The following is a 24,968-nucleotide window of genomic DNA, read 5'->3' as shown; positions in this document are numbered from 1 at the left end:
CCATGGGCCTCGGCTACCGCCTCGGGAAGGACCTCGGACCAGTTCATGATGATTGCCCCCCCCTCACTTCGGGCCCCCGGGCCTGGCGCCGAGGCACCGGCGGCGGCCCCGTCCGGTGATTCGGATTCGGCGGCACCCGGCGCAAGCGCAGGCCCTGAGCCATAATCTCCCGGAACACGGGGGCCGCCACCACCCCCCCGTAATACGGCTCGGACGGCTCGTCGAGCATGACCACCGTCACCAGGCTGGGATCGGCTACCGGGGCGAAGCCGGCAAAGGAAGCCACGTATTTGCCCTCCTGATAGCCGCCCTCGCCGGGCTTCTGGGCAGTGCCCGTTTTGCCGGCGACCCCATAGCCCGACAGGCTCGCCCGGGTGCCCGTGCCCTCGGGGCTGACCACCATGTCCAGCATGCGCTTGACCTGGCCAGCGGTCTTTTGAGTCAGGACCCGCTCGCCCGCCCGGGTTTTATCTTCCTCCTGCCGGCGCAGGGTGATGGGGCGGCGGATACCGCCATTGGCTAGAACGGTGTAGGCCCGGGCCATTTGCAAAGCGCTTACGGCGATGCCATGGCCGAAGCCTAGGGTGGCGCGATCGAAGCGCTGCCATTGGCCGGGCATATGGAGGATCCCCTGGCTCTCCCCGGGGAATCCCGACCCCGGCTCCAGCCCGAAGCCAAAATCCCGCAAGTGACGCCAGAGCTTGGCGTTATCCTGCTGGAGGGCGATCTTGGCGGCGCCGATATTGCTCGACTTCTGGATCACCTTGCGCACCGAAACCTGCCCCAGAGGATGGGGATCGTGCACCCGGCGGTTGTCCACCCGCATGAGGCCCTGCTCGCAGTTGATCACGGTGGAAGGCTGAACCAGCCCTTCCTCCAAGGCTGCGGCGACGTTGAACGGCTTAAAGATGGATCCGGGCTCAAGGGCATCGGTTACCGCCCGGTTGCGCCGCTGGGCCGCATTGGTACCTTCCAGACGATTGGGATTGTACGAGGGGACATTGGCGAGCGCGAGCACCTCGCCGGTATCCGGATCCAGCACCACCGCCATGCCGGCCTTGGCGTCGCGGCGGCTGACGGCCTTCTTGACCGCCTGGAAGGCCACATACTGCAGGCGGCCATCGATGCTAAGCCGCAGTGACTGCCCCCGCTTAACCGGGCGGGTTACCCGCACGGTGCGGATGTCCCGGCCCAGAGCATCGCGCTCCACCAGCCGCTCGCCCGGGCGCCCGGCAAGGGTGTCGTCGTAGGCCAGCTCCACCCCTTCTAGGCCGCCGCCGTCGATGCCGGCGAGTCCCACCACATGGGCCGCCACCGGACCAGCCGGGTAATAACGCCGGTATTCGCGCAGGGTGCTCACGCCTGGCAGACCCAGCTCTTCGACCCGCTCGGCCACGCGGGGAGCCACCTGGCGCTCGAGGTAGACGAAGGGGCTCTCCCTGGCCAGCAGGCGCCGCAAGGCATCGGCTTCCATGTCCAGGGCGTCCGCCAGACGGCGCAGGTTTTTCGGACTTGCCCGGACCTCCGAGGGATTCGCGTAAACCGATGGCACCGGGGTGCTTACCGCCAGCGGCGCGCCGTCGCGGTCAACAATGGGTCCCCTGATAGCGGGGATCCGCACCTGATGAACCGCTTGGTTGCGGGCTTCGGCCTGCAGCTCCGGCGCACGCACCACCTGGACCGCCACTAGCTGCGTGGTAATGCCCACAAGACCGGCCAAAAGCAAGAACTGCGCGAAACGCCCGCGCCACGCCGTTTTCATGGCCGGAAATCCCAGATCTCCCCGGACTCCGGGGAATGCATGTCAAACCGCTCGCGGGCCAGCCGCTCGACCCGTGAGCGCGCCGCCAGCGTCGCCCGCTCCAGCTGCAGACGGCCCCACTCGGTCTCCAACCGCTGGAGGCGGTCGCGCTGGTCGTGGACCGCCAGATCCAGCTGCCGGGCCTGCTCCCGGGTCCATACCAGACTCAGGGCAGTGGCTAGGATCAGCCCGGCCAGAAGCACCCCAGCCGCGACCTTCATGCCGCTACCCTCTCGGCCACCCGCGCAATGGCGCTGCGTGCCCGGGGATTGGCTTCGCGTTCCTCGGCGTCGGGGCGGAGCGGCTTGCCCACGGGCTTGAGGCGCGCCTCCTTGTCGCAGCGGCACACCGGGAAGTCGGGCGGGCACACGCAGTCCCGCGCCTCTTCCCGGATGAAGCGCTTGACCATCCGATCCTCTAGCGAGTGGAAGGCGATCACCACCAGCCGGCCGCCGGGTCGCAGCACCGTCACCGCCGCCTCCAAGAAGGCCGTCAACTCTTCGGGCTCGGCATTGACCGCCATGCGGATGGCTTGGAAGGCGCGGGTTGCCTTGTCCTTGCCGGGCTCGCCCCGTCCCGGCACGGCAGCCCGAACCACCCCCGCTAGCTGATCGGTGGTTTGCAGACCATTGGCTTCCCGGGCCCGGAGGATGGCCCGCGCCACCCGTTTGGCGAAACGCTCCTCGCCGTATTCCCTGAGCACACGCTCCAGCTCGCCAGGGCCCACTTGAGCCAGCCACTCGCCGGCCGAGGGTCCTGCCTCGGGATCCATGCGCATATCCAGGGGCCCGCTGTCGCGGAAGCTGAACCCCCGCTCGGGCTGATCCAGCTGCGGCGAGGACAATCCCAGGTCGGCTAGAACGCCATCGACCCCCGCTTCCCAACCGGCCTCGGTCACTGCCTCGCCGAGCCGTGAAAAAGGTAACTGCCGGATCCGGAAACGGGGGTCGTAGCCGAAGATGTGCTCGCCGTACGCTACTGCTTCCGGATCCCGGTCCAGGGCCAGAAGGGCACCGTCTTCAGCCAAGCGGGCAAGGATGCGGCAGCTGTGGCCGCCGCGCCCGAAGGTGGCATCCATCAGCCGCCGCGCCGACTCGGGCCGCAGGCCCGCTACCGCCGCCTCTGCCAAAACCGGGCGATGCTCAGGATGCTCGTCACAAGTCATGGCACGCCCCCTTTCACCGACGGGCTATTCAGGGAATCCCCGGGCTCAAAGACCGAGCTCGGCAAGCACTTCCATGGCCCCTTCCATGGAGTCCAGGGACTGCTGTTGCTGCTGGGACCATTGTTCATGGTCCCAGATCTCGAATTTCTTGATCTGGCCGGCCACCACCACATCCCGGTCAAGCCCAGCGAAGGTGCGCAGGGTGTTGGGCACCAGGATGCGACCGTGCTTATCCAAAGCGCATTCCACCGCATTACCGATGAGGAAACGCTGGAGCTGGCGCACCTCCCGCCGGAGCATGGACATCTCCCCCAGCCGCTGCTCGATGGCCTCCCATTCGGGCAGGGGATAGGCGGCGAGACAGCGGTCGGGATCCACGGTGACCACCACCTGGCCTTCACTGTGGGCCTCGAGCAGCTCGCGGTACTTGGACGGGATGGACAGGCGCCCCTTGTCGTCCATCGTATGTTCGAAGGCCCCGCGGAACATGGCGCACCCGTACTCCTTCCCCCCGGGATCCCGCCCCGGGCCGGCGAAGGACCGCAGCCTTTGGCCCCGGCCCACCCACTTCTACCCACAACATCCCATTCTATCCCCCTGGGTTGGACTCTAGTAACGCCCCTTACCCCCGTCAAGCAAATTCCTGCCACTTTGCACCGCATGTGGGACGGGGTGGGATGTTCCGGCCCCGGACCGTGACGGGCGGGCCAGCGGAAGCCGACAAAAAAGACCCGCCACCGCTGGCGCGTTCCGCGCCGCCGATGGCGGGTCCGAACAGGAGTCGAGGCGGGCCTGTAAGCCGGGTTCTGTCCCCCACCCTTCCAAGAAGGGCGGGGGCGAGGATCATTCATCTAGGACGGCCGTCGCCGACCGCCTCGTAGCGGCCTACCCGGGAGCGGCGCGGGCCACGCCATCGCTCCCCTATTTGGCCTTGCTCCGGGTGGGGTTTACCTTGCCGCCGCCGTTACCGGCGCCGCGGTGCGCTCTTACCGCACCCTTTCACCCTTACCCCGCCCCTGAGCCTGCCCCCGCAGGGGCCACCGGTACGTAGCCGGACGGCTTAGGGGCGGGGCGGTCTCCTTTCTGTGGCACTTTCCCAGGGTTACCCCTGCCGGGCGTTACCCGGCACCCTGCCCTATGGAGCCCGGACTTTCCTCCCCCCGCCCGCAGGCGGCGAGCGATCCCCCGGCCCACCTCGACGCAACTAGGGTACGCAGCGATCCTTTCCGTGTGGCTAGGACCACTGCTCCTACGGTTATTTGATGACCTTAAGATGACTGGGGCGCTGGCCGACCTTGGCCGCATCCTGAGCCTCATCGCCGGCCCCTTGGTCCGGCTTCTCCTCGGACACCTCGGGCGTTTCGCCGGCATCCGCGGCGCCTTCCTGGACCGGGAACAGCCAGGCCAGCACCGCGGCCTTCTGTTCCGGATCGAACACCTGAACCACCGCCGACCAGGGGACAGAACAGGAGAAAGGCCGCCCGCCGAACTGGGTGGCCACCTCCACGCCCCAATCGCTGACCACCGGGGCCTGGCTGGCCATATTGAGGGCCAGAGTGCAGCTGTCGCGCTCGATGTATTCGGAGGGCAGGACCGCGCCTTCCTCGCCCACCGAGGGCACCACGTGCACGAAGCATCGGCCCTGGCGTTCAAGGAGCGCGTCCACCATGAGCTTTTTCATCTGGGCGATCTTGTCCGGCATTGGTACGGCCTCCTTATCGGCCCGGGTTATGCGAGCCCTGGTGTCCCGTCCCCGTAGTGCGTTAGTGCGTTGCCTTGCCGCGAGCCGGGATGGCGGACGCCGCAAGGAACCCGGCAGTAGGCGGGCAATCCGCACTGGAGGCGCCCCCGCCTTGCCCTTTAGATCGGCGAAACGCAGTGGCGGTCCCTGCCCGTCAAGGCCCGGTGACGCCGCGCCGGTCGCCATCTCGGCTCGCCCGCAAGAAGCTCAGAAAGGTAACGCGCTAGGGAACGGAATACTAGGATTTGGCTTTCTGACAGCCGGGAAGTTCCCGGCTCATGCCTCCCCCCCGGAGACCGGGGGATCCTCCGGCTTGGGGCGGCGTTGCAGTAACGCGGCCACGGCTTCGTGGGGCGCCTCGCCCCCGTAGAGAACCCGATAGACCTGTTCGGCGATGGGCATATCCACCTCCAGGGCCCGGGCCTTATGGTGGAGGGCCCGGGCGGTCCGCACCCCCTCGGCCCGCCGCCACAGAACCGGGTCCACCTCGGCTAACGCGGTTCCCGCACCCAGCCATTCGCCCAGCTGATAGTTGCGGGAAAGGGGTCCCGTGCAGGTGAGCACCAGGTCCCCCAGACCGGCCAGCCCGGCAAAGGTCTCCGCACGACCGCCCCAGGCCTCGCCCAGGCGGGCCATCTCGGCCAGGCCGCGGGTTATCAGGGCGGCCCGGGCGTTGTACCCCAGGTCCAGACCGTCAGCGATGCCTGCGGCAATGGCGATGACGTTCTTGACGGCGCCGCCAAGCTCGATCCCCACGCGGTCATCGCTGGAATAAACCCGAACGGAGCCACCGCTGAGGCGGCGGCCAGCGCCTTCGTCCTGCGGCCGCAACGAGCCCGGGCCGCAACGGAACCAATCAGCAAGGACCTCGGCCTCTTCCAGCCGCTCGGCTGCCACGGTCACCGCCGTCGGCTTACCCTCGGCCACCTCCTGGGCGAAGCTAGGCCCGGACAGAATGCCGACTAGGGTGTCCCGCTCGCTCAGGACCTCCGCCAGCACCTCATGCATAAGCTCGCTGGTTTCTGCCTCCAGCCCCTTGCTGGCACACACCACCTGGGCCGATGGCGCGATAAACGGGGCGGCATCGGTGGCCGCCCGGCGCAGGGCGTGGCTGGGCACGGCGAAAACCAGCCGCGGGCAGCCGCTCAGCGCCTGCTCCATGTCGGCAGTCGCGGTTATGCCATCGGGCAAAGGGATGCCGGGCAGGTAATCGGCATTCTGGCGCCGTTGCTGCATGGCCTCGGCCCGGTCCGGGTTAGGGTGCCAAAGGGTGACCCGGTGGCCGCAGCGAACCAGCTCGATGGCCAGAGCGGTGCCCCAGGCCCCCGCGCCGATCACGGCCACATCGGCCCCCATCAATCACCCCATACGAGACCGCCGTGCACCCAGCCCTCAGCGCCGTCGGCATGGCGGACATGGACCCACCCGGCTTCCTCTTCCAGATAGGTTAGCAGCACATTGCGCTGGGCCTGGAAGGCAACCTCATGGTCCGTGGAAGGGCCCTTGCGGATGTTCACTAAATCCTTCGTCACCAGCAGGGTTCGACGGTCGGCGAGCAGGTCACCATGCACCCAGCCCTGATCGCCTTCGAAATCCTCCACCTTGGCCCAACCTTGGCGGCGTTCCATTACCCTGACGGGATAGTCGCGACTGACCAGGAACAATCGTTTGTGGTCGGTGCCAGGGCCCGCGCGCAGATTGACCTGGGAACCGTTAATAGCCCGGAAAGTGGCTGCCTGGATCGACGGGGCGAAGGCCAGCAAGGCCGCCCCGATCAATAAGACCGAACGACGGTGGTTCATGGTCAGTGCTCCTGGCCTTCTGCCGGTTCACGGGACTGCTCATAAAGGGCCTGAAAATTAACCGGGTCGAGCAGCACTTGCTGGAAGCCGCCGCGCAGCACCGCTCCGGAAATCGCCTCCCGGGCGTAGGGGAAAAGGATCGTCGGGCAGTTGATGCCCATGAGCCGCTCCATCTGCTCCTCCGGAATGCCCTGCATGCGGAACAGGCCCGCCTGCTGCACCTCGGCGATGTAGACGGTCCGTTCCTCGAAGGTAGAGCGCACCGTGACCGTGAGCACCGATTCAACATGGCCCTGATCACTGACCACCCGGCCCTCGGTGCCCAGCTCCACGTTCAACTCGGGCTGCCCTTGCGTGGCGAACATCTCCGGGACATTGGGCGATTCGAAGGAAAGATCCTTGACGTAGACCCGGTCCAGGGCGAATACCGGCTGCTGCTCGCCGGCCTCTTCGGTGCTGCTTTCGTCGCTCATACCCGCTCCCGTTGGCTAGCCTTCGGAGGCCTGTTCCAGAAGGGGATCCAGCCCCCCCGCGCTATCCAGGGCCTTAAGCTCATCGAAGCCGCCAATGTGGCGGCCGTTGATGAAGATCTGGGGGACCGTGTGTCGACCACCCGCCCGCTCCCGCATGCGGGCTCGCTCCTCGGTGTCCCCGTCCACGAGGGTCTTGTCAGGCGCGACGCCCTTGAAGCGCAGCAGGGCCTCGGCCATGCTGCAATAGGGGCAAACCCGGGTGGCGTACATCTCGACTTTGGCCATGGCCACTTCCCGTGCTGTCTTGGAAAAGTCTTACGGTTTCAGGTCTCGAACGGCATGCCGGCCTGCTGCCACGCCAGGGTGCCGCCCTCCAGGTTATACACTGCCGCAAATCCCGCTTTCCGCAGCCGTACGGCGGCCATGGCGGAGCGGTTGCCCGAACGACAGGTCACAACCAGGGGCGCATCGCCTACCTTGTAGGGCTCAAGCTCCTCCATGCGATCGCCGAGCTTGCCCAGCGGCATGTGGATGGCCTCCGGGATATGGCCCTGTTGCCACTCGCTGTCCTCGCGCACGTCCACTACTCGCGCGCCCTGCCGGTTGATCAGGCTGACCGCGGATGTCGGACTAACGCTGCCGATACCGTAGAGACGCAGAGCCAGTGGCCCCTTGAACAGGTAGGTCGCCACCAGGATCAGGCCGGCGATCAGCAGCCAGTTTTGCTGCAGGAATTCTAGCATGGGTGCCCTCGTAACCGCTCGACCACCGCGACCGGATCAACCGTTGCGGCGGGCGGCGGCCCGGTACTTATAGAGATCGTCGTAGGACCGATCCGCGGGCCCCACATAGGTGGGCACCACCGCCTCCAGGGTCTGGGGCTCGATGCCGAGGATCTCGGGGAAGGGCTCGCCGCAGGTGTTGTCCACCAGCAGGCTGCGGAACTGGTCCCGGGTCATGGGCTTGCCCGGCACGTGCTCCAGGGCCCAGGCCTGGACCCAGCTAGCCCAGCGCGGCAACGACCAAACGGTGCGGTGCGCCCCTTCGAGCTCGGCAAGGAACCGGATGAGGTCGGCCAAGGTGTAGTCGTGGGGTCCGCACAGGGGGTAGGTCTGGCCCACAGTGCGGGGATCGTTAAGGGCCTTGGCGAAGGCCTCGGCCACATCCTCCACCCACACCGGAGCGAAACGGGTCTCGCCCCCCGGAAGGGGAAAGACCCCGGGAGTCCGCCGTACCAGTCGGGCGAAACGGGTGAAAAAGCTGTCACCCTCGCCGAAGACGATGCTGGGCTCGAAAATGGTCGTTTCCAGCGCTTCGCCCCGGGTCAGCTTGGGACCATCGAGCCAGGCCATATGGCCGTAGGCCTCGCTGCTTTCCCCGGCCTCGCGCACGATCCAGGCTCCCAGCCCCTTGGAGCGGAGGTACCTGCTCGGACCCAAGGGATCGGCCCCGTTGGCGCTCATGTGCAGCAGCCGGCGAATACCGTGGTGCTTACAGGCCTTGACCACCATGCGTGGCAGCTCCACATGCGCCGTATGGAAGTCACCCCGACGCTCGGGGGGGTAATCCCGGCGGCCCGGCGTCCGCTCGGTGAGAATGCCGACCAGGTTGATGACCGCCTCCGTGCCGTCCAGATGGCGGTCCAGATCGGCCTGGCGCAAAGGGCTGCCCTCCACCACCTCCACACCCGGCATGACCCGAAGGTCCTTGTTGCGGACCAGGTCCCGGGTGATCACCCGGACCTTGTACCCGTACTTATGCAGCTGGTGGACCACGTGGCGCCCGACGAAGCCGGTGCCGCCCAGCACACAGACGCGCTCTATGCTCATCCCCTTCTCCCTGGCCCTGGGGTGGCTTGGAAGCCGGGCCCCCAGACGGAGGCGGGGCCCGAAGGCTCGTTTGGCGGAACTCGCGGACAATGCCGGCCGTCGCCCAGCGCTCGCCTCGGCCCTGGGGAGCGGCTGTCGGATTACGGACGGCCGGGATGCTCAGGGGAACGGGAGCCCCGCCACTAAACCAAGCTGGAGTTCGCGTAGGGGCCCAAAGCCCTAAGGGTTTAGCGGGGGCTCCCTTTATTCCTTGCGCAAAGGGGGTTTATTCTCAGACGGGGGGGCCGGCGCGTCAAGGAGGCCGGGCCCCGCCCAGCAACCATCGTCGCGACGGGGAGCACCGAATCATGGTCATGGAATCCATCAACCCTGCCACCGAAGAGGTAGTGGAGGTATTCGAGGAGCTCACCGACCGCCAGCTGGAGAAGGCCATTGATGCCGCCCAGGAAGCCTATGGCAGCTGGTCGCGGACCTCCTTCGCTCAGCGCCGCCACGTGCTCCAGCAAGCAGCGGCCCAACTGCGCGCCAACGCCGCCGATTACGGGGCGCTGATCACGCGTGAGATGGGCAAGCCGGCCAAGGAAGCGCGAGGCGAGGTGGAGAAGTGCGCCTGGGTGTGCGACTACTACGCCGAAAACGGCGAGAGCTTCCTCGCCTCGGACCCGGTGGATTCCGACGCTAGCCGGAGCTACGTCCGCTACGCACCGCTCGGCCCCGTGCTCGCAGTAATGCCCTGGAACTTCCCGTTCTGGCAGGCCTTCCGTGCCGCCGTCCCGACCCTGATGGCGGGCAATCCGGTCCTCCTCAAGCACGCCTCCAACGTCCCGGCATGCGCCGCCCGCATCGAGGCCGTATTCGCCGAGGCCGCTCTGCCCGGGGGTGCCTTCCAGAACCTAGCCATTGGCTCGGGACGCGTTCAGGGCGTCATCGAGGATCCTCGGGTGCGGGCTGTTACCCTCACCGGCAGCGAGAGCGCGGGGCGCAAGGTGGCCGCCCAGGCCGGAGCCGCCCTCAAGAAGACGGTCCTGGAGCTGGGCGGATCGGACCCCTTTATCGTCCTCGAGGACGCCGACCTCGAGGAGGCCGCCCGGGTTGCGACCATTGCCAGGACCATTAACAGCGGTCAGAGCTGCATCGCCGCCAAGCGCTTCATCGTCGTGGATGCGGTGGCGGACGCCTTCCGGGACCGCCTCCGACAGCATCTGGACGGGCTGGTGGTGGGTAACCCCGCCGAGCCCGGCACCGAAATCGGGCCGCAGGCGCGGGGCGATCTTCGGGACGCGCTCCACGATCAGGTCACCCGTAGCCTCCAAGCGGGGGCCGAGACGGTTTTGGGAGGGAGCATGCCCAGCGGTGAGGGTTTCTACTACCCGATCACCCTTCTGGATCGCGTTTCCGAGGGTATGCCCGTGGCCGATGAGGAAACCTTCGGCCCCGTAGCCCCTATCATCCGGGTGGCCGACGACGCCCAGGCCGTGGCCGTGGCCAACCGCAGCCGCTACGGCCTAGGCGGGGCGATCTGGTCGGCCGACCGTGAGCGCGCCGAGCGGCTCGCCCAGCGGCTGGACGTCGGGGCGGTATTCGTCAACGGCCTGGTCAAAAGCGACCCCCGCTTGCCCTTCGGCGGCGTCAAGGCCTCCGGCTACGGACGCGAGCTCGGTCCTTACGGCATTCGGGAGTTCACCAACATCCAGACGGTGTGGATCGGATAAAGGGCTTTCCGGTCTAAAATCAGGCCACCGAGAACGGCAGCGCAGATCCCCTAAGCCATAACCTTTCCCTTTTATAGCGCTTTTCCAGGGCTTATTGGCACCCCGGGGATCGTCCTTCCTTAATGCCCGACCAAATTGGTAGGGTATTGAATAAGCCTAATCCTCCTGGAGGCGACCATGGCGGCCGAGGCCCTGCAGACGAACCGGCTCGGGGACTGCGCCAGCCCCTATCTGCAGCAGCATGCCGATAATCCCGTTCACTGGCAGCCGTGGGACGAGGCCGCCCTGACGGCCGCTCGCGAGCTGGAACGCCCGATCCTGTTATCCATCGGCTACTCAGCTTGCCACTGGTGCCATGTAATGGCCCACGAGTCCTTCGAGGACCCCGCCATCGCCAAGCTCATTAACGAGCACTTCGTGGCCCTCAAGGTGGACCGTGAGGAACGCCCCGACCTGGATCAGATCTACCAGCTGTCCCACCAGCTATTGAATCGCCGCGGCGGTGGCTGGCCGCTCACGGTCTTCCTGACCCCGGATCAAAAGCCCTTCTTCATCGCCACCTATTTCCCCAATGAGGCCAAATTTGGCATGCCCGGCTTCGACGAGGTGCTGGAAAAGGTGGCGGCGTTCTACCGCGACAACAGCGAGTCGGCCGTCCATAACGGTGACGTGGCAATTGCCGGCCTCGACCGGCTCAACCCCTCCGGCGCCGAGCCCCTGGACCGCCAAGTGGTGGGCCGGCTACGCGGCGACCTGGAGGGCGATTGTGACCGCACCAACGGCGGCTGGGGTGGCGCACCCAAATTCCCCCATGCCGGCGAGATTCGCTTCTGCCTGCGGCGCGCCGCCCTGGACGGCGATACCGGGGCGGGCAATATGGCCCATCAAAGCCTGCGCGCATTGACCGACGGCGGCCTGTACGACCATCTCGGAGGGGGCTTTTTCCGCTACTGCGTCGACGCCGACTGGACCATCCCCCATTTCGAGAAAATGCTCTACGACAACGCCCAGCTGCTGGCCGCCTTGGCCGACGGCTACGCCCACAGCGGCAACGAGGCATTGCGAACCGCCACTGCGGAGACGGTGGCCTGGCTGGAGCGGGAAATGCGCCATTCGCAGGGCGGCTTCTACGCCACCCTGGACGCCGACAGCCAAGGCGTGGAGGGCGGCTACTATATCTGGCGCTACGACGACGTTGCGGAGCTGCTGGACGCCACCGAGCTGGCCGTGGCCGAGGGGGTCTTTGGGCTGACCCGGACCGGCAACTTCCACGGCACCAACCATCTTCAGCCGCTCCGGCCCTTGGCGGAAGTGGCTGAGGAAGCCGACCTGGACCCGGACCGGGCCGGCGAGGTGCTGGAGGCTGCCCGCGGCAAGCTGCTCGAAGCGCGTGCGGGCAGGCCCTTTGTCGGGCGCGACGACAAGGTCCTGACCGCCTGGAACGGCCTGATGATCACGGGGCTGGCAAGGGCAGCCCGGGTCTTCGGGGAGGCCCGCTACGCCGATCTGGCCGCCGGCGCCAGCGACTTCCTGCGAGACCACCTCTGGGACGGCGAGCGCCTGCGGGCGGTATACAAAGACGGTGCCGCCTACCAGTCCGGTTATCTGGAGGATCATGCCTATCTCTTGGCCGGGCTCACCGAGCTGCTGCAGAGTCGCTGGCGGGACGCCGACCTGGGCTTAGCCCGGGCCCTGGCAGATAATCTCCTGGACTACTTCGAGGATGGGCAGGAGGGCGGCTTCTTCATGACCGCCGACGACCAGGAGGCCCTCATCCATCGTCCCAAGCCGGGCATGGACCAGTCGCTACCCTCCGGCAACGGCGCCGCCGTGCGGGGCCTGTTGGACCTGGGCCACCTGCTGGGCGAGCCACGTTATCTCGAGGCGGCCGAGCATGCCCTGCGGCTCTTAATGCCCGAGATGAAGGCCCACCCCGGGGCCTTCGTGGCCCTGATCACCGGCCTGGAGGAGGCGCTGGAACCACCCACCCTGATCACCCTGCGCGGCGGCGAGGCCGCGCGGCACTGGGCCGATGCCGCTCAACAAGGCCTGTACCCGGACCGACGGATCTTTGTCATCCCCGACGAGGCCGAGCTCCCCGAGCCCCTGGCCGCCCGCACCAACCGACATGAAGTGACTGCTTACTTGTGCCGCGGGACGGAGTGCTCCGTCCCCATCACCGACAAGGCGGCCTTCGAGAGCGCCCTCGCCGAGTCAAGCTAGCCGGAAGGGGCTCCGAGGCGTTAGGAATCCCTTTCCTGCTTGCGGTTGTTGCCATCCAGGAGGAACTGCCACATGCCCAAGGCCTTGAAGGACTTCGTCAGCGAAGCGCGTGGGCGGATCCGCGAGATCGACCCGGACACCGCCGAGGAGATGCGGGAGGAGCGCGACGACGTCATGGTCCTCGACGTGCGGGAGCCCGACGAGTTCGCCATAGGGCACGTCCCGGGTGCGGTGAACGTGCCGCGAGGAATCCTCGAGGCCGCCGCGGATCCCGATTACAAGCACCCCCATCCGGAGCTTTCAAGGGCCCACGACCGGCCCGTCCTGCTCTATTGCAAGAGCGGGGGCCGCTCGGCCATGGCTACCGCAACCCTAGCGGCCATGGGCTTCCAGGAGGTCTACAACATCGCCGGCGGCGCCGCGGTCTGGATCGGCGACGACTGCGCCTGGGAGGGCGCGCTCAAGGAGGATGTCTGAGGGTGGCAGTAAGCGGTTTGGCGTGAGGGGTGAGGGATAACGGCACACATCCGGCAAAGGCTTGATCCGCAGTATCGCAAAATCGGTGAATAACGCCGCCGCCTTTGCCTTTACGCCTCACAACCCGCTCCTAACCCCTTAGCACTCACTCCTCACACTTAAAGGGCCCGCCCCGATCGGGGCGGGCCCTTTTGCCCCCAGCGGATCCGCGCGCCCCCTAGAAGCTGGCGCCGAAGTTCTCCTCCATACGGGCCTTGAACTCGTCTAGGGTAAAGGTGTGGTTCTGCGGGCCCTGGCACTCGATCTTGTAGGCGCCCATGGTCGCCGCAATGCGGCCGGTGGTTTCCCAGTCGAAGCCATTGGTCAGGCCGAACAGGAGCCCGGCGCGGTAGGCGTCGCCGCAGCCCGTGGGGTCTTCAATGGCCTCGGGCTCGGCGGTGGGCACGTGGACCATGCCGTCCTGGGTGTAGATCTGGGAACCCTCGCCACCCTTGGTGACGATTAGGGTGGCCACGCGCTTGGACAGGTCATCGGCGGAGTGGCCGGTCTTGTCCTGCACCATCTGCCACTCGTAGTCGTTCACCGCCAGGATCTCGGCCTCGTCCACCCGAGCCAGCAGCTCGTCGCCGGAGAACATGGGTAGGCCCTGGCCCGGATCGAAGATAAACGGGATGGCCGCCTCCTTGAACTGCTGGGAGTGCTGGACCATGGCGTCCTTGCCATCGGGACTGACGATGCCCCATTCCACCGGCTCGGTGACATCCGCGACCTTCTGCTGGTGGGCCTCGCCCATGGCGCCCGGGTGGAAGGCGGTGATCTGGTTGTCGTCCTCGTCGGTGGTGATGAAGGCCTGCGCGGTATAGTGGTCCGGGATCTCCTTGACGTATTTGCGGGAGATGCCGCGGGCGTCCATCCACTCGGCGTAAGGCCCGAAGTCCATGCCGGCAGTCCCCATGGCGATGGGATCGCTACCCAGCAGCTTGAGGTTGTAGGCGATGTTGCCGGCGGTGCCGCCGAACTCGCGGCGCATGCTGGGCACCAGGAAGGCCACGTTTAGGATGTGGACCTTGTCCGGAAGGATGTGGTTCTTGAACTTGTCGTGAAACACCAGAATGTTGTCGAACGCAAACGATCCGGCAATCAGGGCGCTCATGGCTTTCTCCTCCGTGGAATTTTCGGAAACGGCGTCATCCGCAGATTGCACAGATGCACGCAGATGAAAACGGCGAATCAAGGCTGCAAGCAAGCCCTTTCCTGATTACGCATATGGCTCGGCCATTGTGCGGGAGAAGGGTGATTGCGAGCCCCGCCACTAAACCCCAACGGCTGCCTCCCAGTCACCCCTTACCGATCCGGATTTAGTGGCGGGGCGTGGCAATCTCCCGGAAGGGGCTTCGTTCGGCACATCGCGTCGCTTCGCTCGCGATGACGGCTGGTGGGCGATCCTACCGGGGACGAATCCGGACTCCCCGGCCCCTTCCTAACCGCCTCAGCCTCAAATGGCCTGCTCCTTTTGAGTAATCAGGAGCCTTTTGTTATCTGCACAATCTGTGTCATCTGCGGATTGTCGTTTGGTTTTCGCCTTATCTGCTGCATATTCGCTCAGATCCTAACCGGCCGCCTTGGGCTCGCCGGTGTAGGTAAGATCCAGCTCCTTGGCCGCCCGGACATCGTCCAGGCGCTTGACCGGGAGGGAGTAGGGAGCGTTTTTGGGGATTTCCGGATCGCTCTCCGCTTCATTGCGGATATCGGCGAGCACCGCCACGAATTGGTCCAGGGTCTCCTTGGCCTCGCTTTCGGTGGGCTCCACCAGGAAACATTCTGGCACCGACAGCGGGAAGTAGGCCGTGGGCGCGTGCATGCCGAAGTCGAGCATGCGCTTGGCAACATCCATGGCCGAGACGTGGGCATCGGACTTGGCCAGGTCCTCGAGGGTGAGGATGAACTCGTGCATGGCCCGGCGATCGGGATAGGCCACCTTGTAGTAGCGCCGCAGCCGCTCCAGCAGGTAGTTGCTGTTGAGCACGGCGTGCTCGGCGATGCGCTCCAGGCCCTCACGGCCCACCATGCGGAGGTAGGCATAAGCGCGCAGCAGCACGCCGACGTTGGCTGGGAAGGCGGTCATGCGACCGATAGTGTCGGGCCGCTGCTGCTCGTACTGCAGGTAGTAGCTGCCGTTTTCGGCCTGGGCTACCAGCGGCACCGGGGCAAAGGGCACCAGGCGCTCGGACAGACCCACCGAGCCGGCGCCGGGACCACCGCCGCCATGGGGGGTAGAGAAGGTCTTGTGCAGGTTGAAGTGCATGACGTCGAAGCCCATCTCACCCGGCCGCACCTTGCCCAGGATGGCGTTTAGGTTGGCGCCGTCGTAGTAGAGCAGGCCGCCGGCGTCGTGCACCTTGTCGGCGATCTCCTTAATGCCGCGTTCGAACAACCCAAGGGTGGACGGGTTGGTGATCATGAGCCCGGCAGTGCGCTCGGACAGGGCCTCGTCGAGGCTGTCCAGATCGATGTCGCCGTCGGGCTTGGTTTGGATCTCCACCGTCCGGAAACCGCCCATGGAGGCGGTTGCCGGGTTGGTGCCGTGGGCCGAATCGGGAACGATGATCTCGTCGCGGTCGTGATTGCCGTGGGCCTGGTGGTAGGACCGGATCATGGCCACACCCGCGTACTCGCCCTGGGCCCCCGCCGCCGGAGCGAGCGACACCGCGTGCATGCCGCAGATATCGGCGAGCATTTCCTGGAGATCCCACAGCACCGACAGGATGCCCTGGCTGTAGGCGGCCGGGGTCTCCGGATGGCGTCCCAGGAAGCCGGGCAGCATGGCCGCCTCGTTGGATCCCCGAGGGTTGTACTTCATGGTACAGGAGCCCAGGGGATAGAAATGGGTGTCGATGGCGAAGTTCTTCTGCGACAACCGGGTGTAGTGACGGACCACGTCCATCTCCGAGGCCTGGGGCAGACCGGTGCTGGAGCTACGCCGCCGGTCGCCCGGCAGATCGGAGAGATCCGCCTCCCCGGCTGGCATCTGCGCCTTGTTGCTGCGCTCGTCACGGCTATGATCGAAGATCAGCATAGGGCTTCCTCGTCGGTATTCAGGCGCCTCAGAGGTTCGAGGACGCATTGCTTGGGCACATGGCCCGCAGAGCCGCAGAGAGCGCAAAGGAAGGCAAGCGGAGTCCTGCAAGGGTTAAGCGTAAGCCGTCGCCTTTGGCGCGGCATCCATTTGGCCTCTAGAAGCATCCTGCCGTTTTTCTCTGCGGTCTCTGCGCCTCTGCGATTTCCCTTTCGCCTGCCTAAAGCACGGCCTCGAGGGCCTCGGCGTAGGCGTCGAGGTCGGCTTCGGTCTTGGTCTCGGTGGCGCACACCAGCAGGCCGTTCTCCAACCCGCTGTACTCCCGCCCCAGCTCGAAGCCGCCCAAAATGCCGCGCTCGGTGAGTGCGGTCGTGACACCCGTTGCCGGTTTGGGGAGCCTCAGGGCCGCCTCGTGGAAGTACGGTCCCTCGAATAGCGGCTCGACACCCTTGATAGCGGTGAGGCGCGCCACCAGCTTGCGGGTATTGGTGTGGCTAACGCCGGCCACCTGGGTCAGCCCCGCTTCGCCCACCAGGGCCATATAGATGGTGGCGGCGGTCATGGCCAGGCCCTGGTTGGTGCAGATATTGGACTTGGCCTTGGCGCGGCGAATGTGCTGTTCTCGCGCCTGTAGCGTCAGGGTGAAGCCCTCGCGCCCGTCGGTATCCACGGTGCGCGCCACCAGCCGGCCTGGCATCTGACGTACCAGCTTTTTGGACGTGGCCATCAGGCCCAGGAAGGGACCACCGCTGGACATGGGGATGCCGAGGGGCTGGCCCTCGCCCACGGCGATATCGGCTCCCCACTCGCCCGGCGAAGTAAGCACGGACAGCGCCATGGGATTGACCGAGGCGATGACTAGGGCGCCGCGGTCGGCGGCCTTGGCTGCCAGTGCGGCCTCGCCCTCAAGGCGACCAAAGAAGTTGGGCTGCGGCACCACCAAGGCTGCGAAGTCGCCCTCGATAGCGTCCAGAGCGGCGGGATCCACCGTGCCCTTGGCCGGATCGTAGGGGATTGTCTCCACGACAACGTCCTGCGCCCCGCAGTAACTGGCCGCAACACGGCGATAGGACGGATGCACGGTCTCCGGTACGAGAACGCGGTGGCTCTTGCCCTTGTGCGCCCGCACGGCCATGAGGATGGCCTCGGCCAGCGCGGTGCCCCCCTCGTAGAGGCTGGCGTTGGCCGCTTCCATACCGGTGAGGCCGGCGATCATGGTCTGGAATTCGTAGATGGTCTGCAGAGTGCCCTGACTCGCCTCCGCCTGATAGGGCGTGTAGGCGGAGTAATACTCGCCACGCGTGGCCACTTCCCAGACCGCGGCGGGGATGTGGTGCTCGTACACCCCGGCGCCCACGAAGGTCCGCAGTCCGTGCTCATCGGCGGCCGCGCGCTCCCGCATCAGCCGCATGAGCTCCATCTCGTTGAGTCCCTCGGGGACCTTCTCCAGGGGCTTGGCCCGGATGGCCTCGGGTATCTCGGCGAACAGCTCGTCGATGCTGGACACCCCGATGGTGTCGAGCATCTCCTGGACATCCGCCTCAGTGTGCGGAATAAAAGGCATGACCTACTCCTCGGACTCGCACATCTCGCGATAGGCCTCGGGATCCATCAGGGCATCCAGCTCGCTCTCGTCGCCGGGCCGCATCTGGAAAATCCAGCCGCCGTCGAAGGGTTCCTCGTTGACCTTCTCGGGGCTGTCCTCGAGGTCGTCGTTGACGGCCACGATCTCCCCGGAAATGGGGGCGTAGATGTCTGAAGCCGCCTTCACCGACTCGGCCACCGCCAGTTCGTCACCGCTGGCGACCGTGCTGTCGGTCTCAGGCAGCTCCACGAACACCACATCGGAAAGGAGATCCTGGGCGTAATCGGTGATGCCGATGGTTACGCTGCCGTCGCCTTCCTGTTTCACCCACTCGTGGCTCTTGGTGTAGAGCCGATCGTCCCGTACCTCCATGGCACTGCCTCCTCTGGCTCGTCGGGGTCTTGAAGGTGCCGGGCCGCCTCAGGGCGATCCCGACTACGTCTTGTAGGCGGCTTCGCCGTTTTTGACGAAGGGGTACTTGACCAGCCTGGCGGGTAACTCTTTGTTACGGACCACCACCGCGCATTCGGTGCCCGGAACGGCCATCGTCGCCGGCACCCGGGCGAAAGCGATGCCCTTTTGCAGGGTTGGCGAGAAGGTGCCGCTGGTGATCTCGCCTGCGGCCTCGTGGCCGGGGAAGCGCACCTCCTGATGGCTACGCAGCACACCCTTGCCCTCCAAGACCAGACCGATGAGCTTGCGGGCGGGACCTTCGGCGCGCTGGCGCTCGAGAGCCTCGCGGGCGATGAAATCCCTTTCCTCGGGGTTCCAGGCTATGGTCCAGGCCAGGCCGGCCTCCAACGGGGTGGTGGCCTCGTCCATGTCGTTGCCGTAGAGGTTCAGACCTGCCTCCAGACGCAGGGTATCCCGGGCGCCCAGCCCGCAAGGCCGGGCCCCGGCCTCGACTACGGCGTTCCAGAAGCCCTCGGCCGCCTCGTTGGAGAGGGCGACCTCGTAACCGGCCTCACCGGTATAGCCGGTCTTGCCGATGAACAGCTCGCCCAGATCGCTATCCACCACAGCGGCCTGGAAGCCCTTGAGGGCACTAACCGCTTGAGCGGCCGCTTCGCCCAGCAGCGGCGGCAGCAACTCGGCCGTCTGCGGCCCTTGAACGGCCAAAAGGGACAGGTCCGGGCGTTCCGCGACGGCCACCTCCTTAAAGTGCTCATCGCGGCAGGACCCGATCCAGTCGGTATCCGTCTGGCGCCGCCCGGAATTGACCACCATGCGGTACCAGTCACCGCTCATGGCATACACGATCAGATCGTCGATGACGCCGCCGTCGGGGTTGCACATGCAGGTATACAAGGCCCTTCCCGGGTCCTCGTCGAGCTTGGCGACGTCGTTGACCAGCAGCCAGCGCAAAAACGGCCGGGCCTCATCCCCGGTGATATCCACCACCAGCATGTGCGAGACATCGAAGATGCCGCAGGCGCTTCGCACCGCGTGGTGCTCATCCACCTGCGAGCCGTAGTGTAGCGGCATATCGTAATCGCCGAAGGGCACCATCTTGGCGCCGGCGGCGACGTGGGCGTTATATAGAGGCGTCCTGAGACCCATGGCTATCCTTTCCTAGCGCGGGATAGGGAGCGGGCATCAGCCCTGCTCTTCCTCGGCGTGATAGGAGCTTCGCACCAGCGGGCCCGCCTTGATCCAGGTAAAGCCTAGATCGCGGCCAGCCTGCTCCAGGGCAGCAAAGCGGTCGGGATGGATGTATTCCTGAACCGGCAGCTTGTCGCGCGAGGGCCGCAGGTACTGGCCCAACGCCAGACGGGTTACGCCTACCGAGTGCAGGTCGCGCATGACCTCAATCACTTCCTCCTCGGTCTCGCCCAGGCCCAGCATGAGGCTCGATTTTGCCTCCACCTGCGGCAGCTGAGCGGCGCGCTCCAGGACATAAAGGGAACGCTGGTAGTCGGATCCCGGACGCACCGGCTTGTACAGGCGCGGCACCGTCTCCACGTTGTGGCCCCAAACCAGGGGTGCCGTGGGCGCAATCTCGGCTACTGCGGCATCCACCACCTTGCGGAAGTCGGGGGTCAGCAGCTCCACCCCTATGCCCGACCTGCGCGCGCGCAGGCCGTTCACGGTGGCGGCGAACAACCCGGCGCCGCCATCGGCCAGGTCGTCGCGGTTCACCGAGGTCAACACCACGTAGGACAGGCCCATTGCCTGAGCGGCGTCCGCCACCTTTTCAGCCTCGCCGTAATCGGGCGCAGTCCCGGGCTTGCCGGTCTTAACCGAACAGAAGCCGCAGGCCCGGGTGCAGGTGTCGCCCAGGATCATGAAAGTGGCGGTGCCACGGCTCCAGCACTCACCCCGGTTGGGGCAATTGCCCTCCTCGCAGATGGTGACTAGCTCGCGCTCGTGGACGGCGGCCGCGGTTCGGCTGTACTCGCTATTGCGCGCATCACCGAGGGCATAGCGGATCCAGGGAGGCATGCGGGTGGCGTTGGGGCCCGTATGGCCGTCGGAGGCCTCACCATGGGCCTCGGGATCGGGCGCCGAGGGATTGGGATGGAACTTGAGCGGTTCGGTCATGGGGCACTCCTCCCTATAGGGCCCGGGTCGGCCTGCCCCCTCGAGCTGCCCAGGTAAGGTAGCGGGCAGCCCGTTTCACACTGCGGCGGGCTTGGGAGCAATCCCCCCAAACAACAAAGGGGAGGACGGCATTCCCGGGCCATCCTCCCCTCTGTACTGGAAACCTGAGAGTTCACCCCGCCCCGGAACCTTAAGGCTGCCTACTAGCGCTGCCGCGCCGTGGCTGTTCCGAGGGCTGGCCTACCCCTTCGGTGCCCCTACACCGTTTCCGGGCGGTTGAGCCCGGGGATCGGCGGTCTTCGGGGACTCTCCAGAGCCCCATACCCCGATGGTCCTTTTGCCTGAGAGCTTCCGGGAGGAGTTTCCCCTTCGGCGCCCCGCCCCTGAGGCCCTATGGATGCCGCCTAGCGCTCGAGCAGCCGGCATGACTCAGGGGCGGGATCTCTCCCATCGGGATCGTCTGGGTAGCGATAATTTTTTGAACCTTTGTCAGGGAAACATTGTATGTTGGTATGCGGGGTTGTCAATAACGCGATTCGCACCGCAAACGCTTCCTCTTACCCCTAGAGAAACGCCGCCCAAGGCCCGCCACGGGGGATTTAGGGGCTTTATACGTAGATGAACACCAGTGGGGCGTTTGGCCATGACACAAGGGAATGGTAATATTCACGGCAGTCCAAACCAGGCAGGCGAGTTAGTGCTTTTCGACACCACAGCGTGCCCGAAGCATAGGCCCGTCCCCGGGCGGGCGGGCGCAGCAGCGGGAACCAATCCCGTGCCTGACCCCGCAGGGAGGCGGGCTTTCCCCGTTTCGTCGCTCCCCAAAGCGCCCCACCTCAAGATTGCCACGCGCGGGTGTGCGCACCGCCTGACGCCCGGTGCTGCACGTGCTCACCAGGCACTGCCCCGCACGGCCGGCTCCGATAGCCGGCCGTTTCAGCGCGCCTGAACGCCGCCCGCTTCGCCTAGCCCCGCTATCAGCAAGGGAGGAGTTTCTCCTATGGGCATCCGAAACGAAGACACCGGACTCGAGCACGAGCAGTACACGCCGGATTTTGCCGACTACTGGGACGACCTGGTCGGCTGGGAAAAGCGCGAGGAAGCCGAGGGCGGCTTCTACGAGCGCCTGCTTTCCGGCTCCAACTGCACCACAGTGGCCGATGTGGCCTGCGGCACCGGCTACCACGCCATCACCCTGGGCAAGAACGGCTTCCAGGTAACCGCCTCCGACGGCTCCGAGAACATGGTCAAAAAGACCGAGGAGAACGCCAAGGCCATGGGCGTTCAACTCGACGGCACCAAGACCGTTGACTGGGTCAAGCTCTCCAAGGACCTGGGTGAGAACGCCTACGACGCCGTGCTCTGCCTGGGCAACTCCTTCACCCATCTGTTCGAGCACGAGGCCCGGCGGGATGCCCTGGAGGAGTTCTTCAAGGTGGTCAAGCCGGGCGGCGTGGTCATGGTCGACCACCGCAACTACGACTCCATGCTGGAGCACGGCTACAGCTCCAAGCACAACTACTATTATTCCGGTAAGGGCGTCGATGCCTATCCCGCCGAGCTGAACCGCTATCTGGCCCGCTTCGAGTACGTCTTCCCGGACGGCGCCAAATTCCAGCTCAAGATGTACCCCCTGCGTCAGGACTACGTCTCCCACCTGCTGGAGGACGCCGGCTTCATCAATGTGGTCCGCTACGGCGACTTCCAGAAGCCCTACGACCGCGACGAGGTGGATTTCATTCAGCAGGTGGCGTATAAGCCGCGCGAGGGATGATCCGGATCATCCCGCCCCTCGCCGATTGGCGTATCATGGCCGATAGGGGCCGGCCAGGATCCGGCCGAGCGAGGGCAGGCCACCCGGCCGCAACCGGGTGCTGCGACTAACGAATTTCCGGCCCGCCGGCCCTGGTGCCGGTGGGCAACGCTTTCTTTCTTCTAGACCGAAACCTCAAAGCAAGAGGAGCTTCAAAGTTATGGCACGCGAATACCTGTTTTCGTCCGAATCCGTGGGTGAAGGCCACCCGGACAAGGTCGCCGACAACATCTCCGACGCTATTCTGGACAGCCTGCTGGAGCAGGACCCGATGTCCCGGGTGGCCTGCGAGACCATGATCAACACCGGCATGACCATCATCTCCGGTGAGATCACCTCCGGGGCCAATGTCGATTACACCGAGGTGGTCCGCAAGACCATCACCGACATCGGCTACAACACCAGCGGCATGGGCTTCGACGGGAACACCTGCGCCGTCCTCATCGCCCTGGACAAGCAGTCCCAGGACATCGCCCAGGGCGTGGACGAGGGCACCGGCCTCGATCTGGACCAAGGCGCCGGCGACCAGGGCCTGATGTTCGGTTTCGCCACCAACGAGACCGAAGACCTCATGCCCATGCCCATCCAGTACGCGCACAAGCTGACCGAGCAGCAGAAGGTGCTGCGCAACAACGGCAAGCTGCCGTGGCTGCGCCCGGACGTGAAGTCCCAGGTGTCAGTACGCTACGAGGGCAACCAACCCAAGGCCATCGACGCCGTGGTGATCTCCACCCAGCACGACGACAACATCTCCTACGACGACCTCAAGGAAGGCATCATGGAGGAGGTGGTCAAGCCGATCATCCCGTCCTCCATGCTTTCCGACGATACCAAGTACCTCATCAACCCCACGGGGCGGTTCGTCATCGGCGGCCCCGTAGGGGACTGCGGCCTCACCGGGCGCAAAATTATCGTCGACACCTACGGCGGCATGGGCCGTCACGGTGGCGGCGCCTTCTCCGGCAAGGATCCCACGAAGGTCGACCGCTCCGCCGCCTATGCCGCCCGCTACGTGGCCAAGAACGTGGTGGCAGCCGGCCTCGCCGATCTGTGCGAAGTTCAGGTGGCCTACGCCATCGGCATTGCAAACCCCGTGTCAGTCCACGTGGAAACCTTCGGCACCGCCAAGGTCGACGAGGAGAAGATCGAGGAGCTGATCCGCAAGCACTTCGACCTGCGACCCAAGGGCATCGTGCAGATGCTGGACCTGCTGCGCCCCATCTACCAAAAGACCGCCTCCAACGGCCACTTCGGCCGGCCGGAGCCGGAGTTCACCTGGGAGCGGACCGACAAGGCCGAGGCCCTTAAGTCCGACGCCGGACTCTAACCGCCGCGCTCGCCGCGAAGCCCCGGCCGGCGGCATGGAGCCCAGCTGGGGATGGTTAACCATTGATTTCATTTCGCCTCGCGAAATCTGAGGAGCTAGAGAAAATGGCTGAAGACTACAAAGTGGCGGACATCGGTCTGGCCGGCATGGGCCGCAAGCAGATCGCTATCGCCGAGACAGAGATGCCCGGCCTAATGAAGCTGCGCCAGGAGTGGGGCGCCGAGCAGCCCCTGAAGGGCGCCCGGGTTTCCGGCTGCATCCACATGACCGTTCAAACTGCGGTGCTCATCGAGACCCTGCAGCATCTCGGCGCCGAGGTGCGCTGGAGTTCCTGCAACATCTTCTCCACTCAGGACGATGCGGCCGCCGCCATCGCCGCCGAGGGCACCCCGGTGTTTGCCTGGAAGGGCGAGACCGAGGAGGAGTACGACTGGTGCATCGAGCAGACCATTAACGGCCCGGATGGCTGGAACCCCAACATGATCCTGGACGACGGCGGCGACCTCACCGCCATGGTCTACGACAAGTATCCCGAGCTGCTCGAGCAGATCCGGGGCGTCACCGAGGAGACCACCACCGGCGTCCACCGGCTGTACCACATGGAGAAGGAAGGTCACCTCCGGACCCCGACCATCAACGTTAACGACTCGGTGACCAAGTCCAAGTTCGACAACCTCTACGGCTGCCGTGAGTCCCTGCTCGACGGGCTCAAGCGCGCCACCGACGTCATGGTGGCCGGCAAGTACGCCGTAGTCGCCGGCTACGGCGACGTGGGCAAGGGCTCCGCCCAGTCCCTTAAGGCCATGGGCGCGCGTGTGGCGATCACCGAGATCGACCCCATCTGCGCCCTGCAGGCCCAGATGGAGGGCTTCGAGGTGCGCACCATGGACGAGGTGGCGCCCGAGGCGGACATCTTCGTTACCGCCACCGGTAACAAGGACGTGATCACCCGAAGCCACATGGACCAGATGAAGGACAACGCCATCGTGTCCAACATCGGCCACTTCGATAACGAGATCGACGTGGCGGGCCTGTCCGAGCTCGACTGGGACGAGATCAAGCCGCAGGTGGACCACGTCATCTGGCCCGACGGCAAGCGCATCATCCTGCTGTCCAAGGGCCGCCTGATGAACCTGGGCAACGCCACCGGCCATCCCAGCTTCGTCATGTCCAACAGCTTCTCGGACCAGACCCTGGCCCAGATCGAGCTGTTCAAGCACAGCGAGAATTACGAGCACAAGGTCTACGTGCTGCCCAAGCACCTCGACGAGGAGGTGGCCCGGGTCCACGTGGAGGGCCTCGGCGGCAACCTAACCGAGATGTCCAACGCACAGGCCGACTACCTCGGCACCCCGATCGAGGGTCCGTACAAGCCCGAGCATTACCGCTACTAAGTTGCGCCG

23 protein-coding genes, 1 other RNA gene and 1 riboswitch are annotated in these 24,968 nt (G+C 65.7%); of the genes, 6 read left to right on the top strand and 18 right to left on the bottom strand.

The annotated features are described in order from the left end of the window. Positions 1-43: 43 nt before the first annotated feature. From V5A19_RS10480 to V5A19_RS10425, 12 genes are all read right to left on the bottom strand, one after another. Positions 44-1,762 carry a peptidoglycan D,D-transpeptidase FtsI family protein gene (locus tag V5A19_RS10480; protein ID WP_332318572.1) on the bottom strand — a complete coding sequence of 573 codons (1,719 nt, stop codon included), beginning with the start codon at positions 1,760-1,762 and terminating at the stop codon, positions 44-46. Next, on the bottom strand, positions 1,759-2,022 hold the full coding sequence (gene ftsL, locus V5A19_RS10475) for a cell division protein FtsL (RefSeq protein ID WP_332318571.1): 264 nt from the start codon (positions 2,020-2,022) through the stop codon (positions 1,759-1,761). Before ftsL ends, V5A19_RS10480 begins: the two co-directional genes overlap by 4 nt. After that, a complete protein-coding gene (gene rsmH, locus V5A19_RS10470) occupies positions 2,019-2,966 on the bottom strand; it encodes a 16S rRNA (cytosine(1402)-N(4))-methyltransferase RsmH (RefSeq protein ID WP_332318570.1) in 948 nt (315 codons plus the stop codon). The genes ftsL and rsmH overlap by 4 nt, the downstream gene beginning before the upstream one ends. Before the next feature lie 45 nt (positions 2,967-3,011). After that, complete coding sequence (gene mraZ / locus V5A19_RS10465; protein WP_332318569.1) at positions 3,012-3,455, bottom strand: division/cell wall cluster transcriptional repressor MraZ; 444 nt, start codon at positions 3,453-3,455, stop codon at positions 3,012-3,014. Positions 3,456-3,745: 290 nt separating this feature from the next. Continuing rightward, positions 3,746-4,163, bottom strand: an RNA gene (gene rnpB, locus V5A19_RS10460) — RNase P RNA component class A. A 58-nt stretch (positions 4,164-4,221) separates the two neighbouring features. Next, positions 4,222-4,668: a ClpXP protease specificity-enhancing factor SspB gene (locus V5A19_RS10455; RefSeq protein WP_332318568.1), complete on the bottom strand. Its 447-nt coding sequence runs from the start codon at positions 4,666-4,668 to the stop codon at positions 4,222-4,224. A gap of 315 nt (positions 4,669-4,983) precedes the next feature. Continuing rightward, on the bottom strand, positions 4,984-6,063 hold the full coding sequence (locus V5A19_RS10450) for an NAD(P)H-dependent glycerol-3-phosphate dehydrogenase (RefSeq protein ID WP_332318567.1): 1,080 nt from the start codon (positions 6,061-6,063) through the stop codon (positions 4,984-4,986). Then, positions 6,063-6,509, bottom strand: a complete 447-nt coding sequence (locus tag V5A19_RS10445) for an SH3 domain-containing protein (RefSeq protein ID WP_332318566.1) — start codon at positions 6,507-6,509, stop codon at positions 6,063-6,065. Before V5A19_RS10445 ends, V5A19_RS10450 begins: the two co-directional genes overlap by 1 nt. 2 nt (positions 6,510-6,511) lie before the next feature. Next, positions 6,512-6,982 carry a protein-export chaperone SecB gene (secB, locus tag V5A19_RS10440; protein WP_332318565.1) on the bottom strand — a complete coding sequence of 157 codons (471 nt, stop codon included), beginning with the start codon at positions 6,980-6,982 and terminating at the stop codon, positions 6,512-6,514. A gap of 15 nt (positions 6,983-6,997) precedes the next feature. Further along, positions 6,998-7,267 carry a glutaredoxin 3 gene (gene grxC / locus V5A19_RS10435; RefSeq protein WP_332318564.1) on the bottom strand — a complete coding sequence of 90 codons (270 nt, stop codon included), beginning with the start codon at positions 7,265-7,267 and terminating at the stop codon, positions 6,998-7,000. Positions 7,268-7,305: 38 nt separating this feature from the next. Then, positions 7,306-7,725: a rhodanese-like domain-containing protein gene (locus V5A19_RS10430; protein WP_332318563.1), complete on the bottom strand. Its 420-nt coding sequence runs from the start codon at positions 7,723-7,725 to the stop codon at positions 7,306-7,308. A 36-nt stretch (positions 7,726-7,761) separates the two neighbouring features. Continuing rightward, positions 7,762-8,811, bottom strand: coding sequence for a complex I NDUFA9 subunit family protein (locus V5A19_RS10425; protein WP_332318562.1), 1,050 nt, complete (start codon positions 8,809-8,811; stop codon positions 7,762-7,764). A gap of 347 nt (positions 8,812-9,158) precedes the next feature. Here V5A19_RS10425 and V5A19_RS10420 point away from each other — a divergent pair, with 347 nt between their 5' ends. The 3 genes from V5A19_RS10420 to V5A19_RS10410 all read left to right on the top strand — a co-directional run bounded on the left by V5A19_RS10420 (position 9,159) and on the right by V5A19_RS10410 (position 13,223). Continuing rightward, complete coding sequence (locus V5A19_RS10420) at positions 9,159-10,523, top strand: NAD-dependent succinate-semialdehyde dehydrogenase (protein WP_332318561.1); 1,365 nt, start codon at positions 9,159-9,161, stop codon at positions 10,521-10,523. Positions 10,524-10,700: 177 nt separating this feature from the next. Continuing rightward, entirely contained in the window at positions 10,701-12,746 is a 2,046-nt protein-coding gene (locus V5A19_RS10415) for a thioredoxin domain-containing protein (RefSeq protein ID WP_332318560.1), read from the top strand. Between the two features lie 72 nt (positions 12,747-12,818). Continuing rightward, the gene (locus V5A19_RS10410; protein WP_332318559.1) at positions 12,819-13,223 is read left to right on the top strand and encodes a rhodanese-like domain-containing protein; all 405 of its coding nucleotides are present in this window, start codon (positions 12,819-12,821) and stop codon (positions 13,221-13,223) included. A 217-nt stretch (positions 13,224-13,440) separates the two neighbouring features. Here the strand turns inward: V5A19_RS10410 and V5A19_RS10405 are convergent, their stop codons facing one another. The 6 genes from V5A19_RS10405 to lipA form a co-directional block, all read right to left on the bottom strand. Then, positions 13,441-14,376 (bottom strand): carbohydrate kinase family protein, encoded by a 936-nt coding sequence (locus V5A19_RS10405; protein ID WP_332318558.1) that lies wholly within the window; start codon positions 14,374-14,376, stop codon positions 13,441-13,443. 456 nt (positions 14,377-14,832) lie between these two features. Then, entirely contained in the window at positions 14,833-16,299 is a 1,467-nt protein-coding gene (gene gcvPB / locus V5A19_RS10400) for an aminomethyl-transferring glycine dehydrogenase subunit GcvPB (protein ID WP_332318557.1), read from the bottom strand. A 220-nt stretch (positions 16,300-16,519) separates the two neighbouring features. Beyond that, the gene (gene gcvPA, locus V5A19_RS10395) at positions 16,520-17,863 is read right to left on the bottom strand and encodes an aminomethyl-transferring glycine dehydrogenase subunit GcvPA (RefSeq protein ID WP_332318556.1); all 1,344 of its coding nucleotides are present in this window, start codon (positions 17,861-17,863) and stop codon (positions 16,520-16,522) included. Between the two features lie 3 nt (positions 17,864-17,866). Then, positions 17,867-18,256: a glycine cleavage system protein GcvH gene (gene gcvH / locus V5A19_RS10390; protein WP_332318555.1), complete on the bottom strand. Its 390-nt coding sequence runs from the start codon at positions 18,254-18,256 to the stop codon at positions 17,867-17,869. 63 nt (positions 18,257-18,319) lie between these two features. Then, positions 18,320-19,444: a glycine cleavage system aminomethyltransferase GcvT gene (gene gcvT, locus V5A19_RS10385; RefSeq protein WP_332318554.1), complete on the bottom strand. Its 1,125-nt coding sequence runs from the start codon at positions 19,442-19,444 to the stop codon at positions 18,320-18,322. 36 nt (positions 19,445-19,480) lie between these two features. Continuing rightward, entirely contained in the window at positions 19,481-20,425 is a 945-nt protein-coding gene (gene lipA, locus V5A19_RS10380; protein WP_332318553.1) for a lipoyl synthase, read from the bottom strand. Positions 20,426-20,744: 319 nt separating this feature from the next. Further along, positions 20,745-20,885, bottom strand: a riboswitch (glycine riboswitch). 540 nt (positions 20,886-21,425) lie between these two features. On the opposite strand from lipA, the gene V5A19_RS10375 reads away from it, so the two are divergent. From V5A19_RS10375 to ahcY, 3 genes are all read left to right on the top strand, one after another. Further along, complete coding sequence (locus V5A19_RS10375; RefSeq protein WP_332318552.1) at positions 21,426-22,199, top strand: class I SAM-dependent methyltransferase; 774 nt, start codon at positions 21,426-21,428, stop codon at positions 22,197-22,199. 199 nt (positions 22,200-22,398) lie between these two features. After that, the gene (gene metK, locus V5A19_RS10370) at positions 22,399-23,565 is read left to right on the top strand and encodes a methionine adenosyltransferase (RefSeq protein WP_332318551.1); all 1,167 of its coding nucleotides are present in this window, start codon (positions 22,399-22,401) and stop codon (positions 23,563-23,565) included. A 104-nt stretch (positions 23,566-23,669) separates the two neighbouring features. Beyond that, on the top strand, positions 23,670-24,959 hold the full coding sequence (ahcY, locus tag V5A19_RS10365) for an adenosylhomocysteinase (RefSeq protein WP_332318550.1): 1,290 nt from the start codon (positions 23,670-23,672) through the stop codon (positions 24,957-24,959). The last annotated feature ends 9 nt before the right edge of the window (positions 24,960-24,968 follow it).

The sequence above is a fragment of the Thiohalorhabdus sp. genome, assembly GCF_036628635.1.
Taxonomy (GTDB): Bacteria; Pseudomonadota; Gammaproteobacteria; order Thiohalorhabdales; family Thiohalorhabdaceae; genus Thiohalorhabdus.
This window is presented reverse-complemented; position numbering and strand designations above follow the sequence as displayed.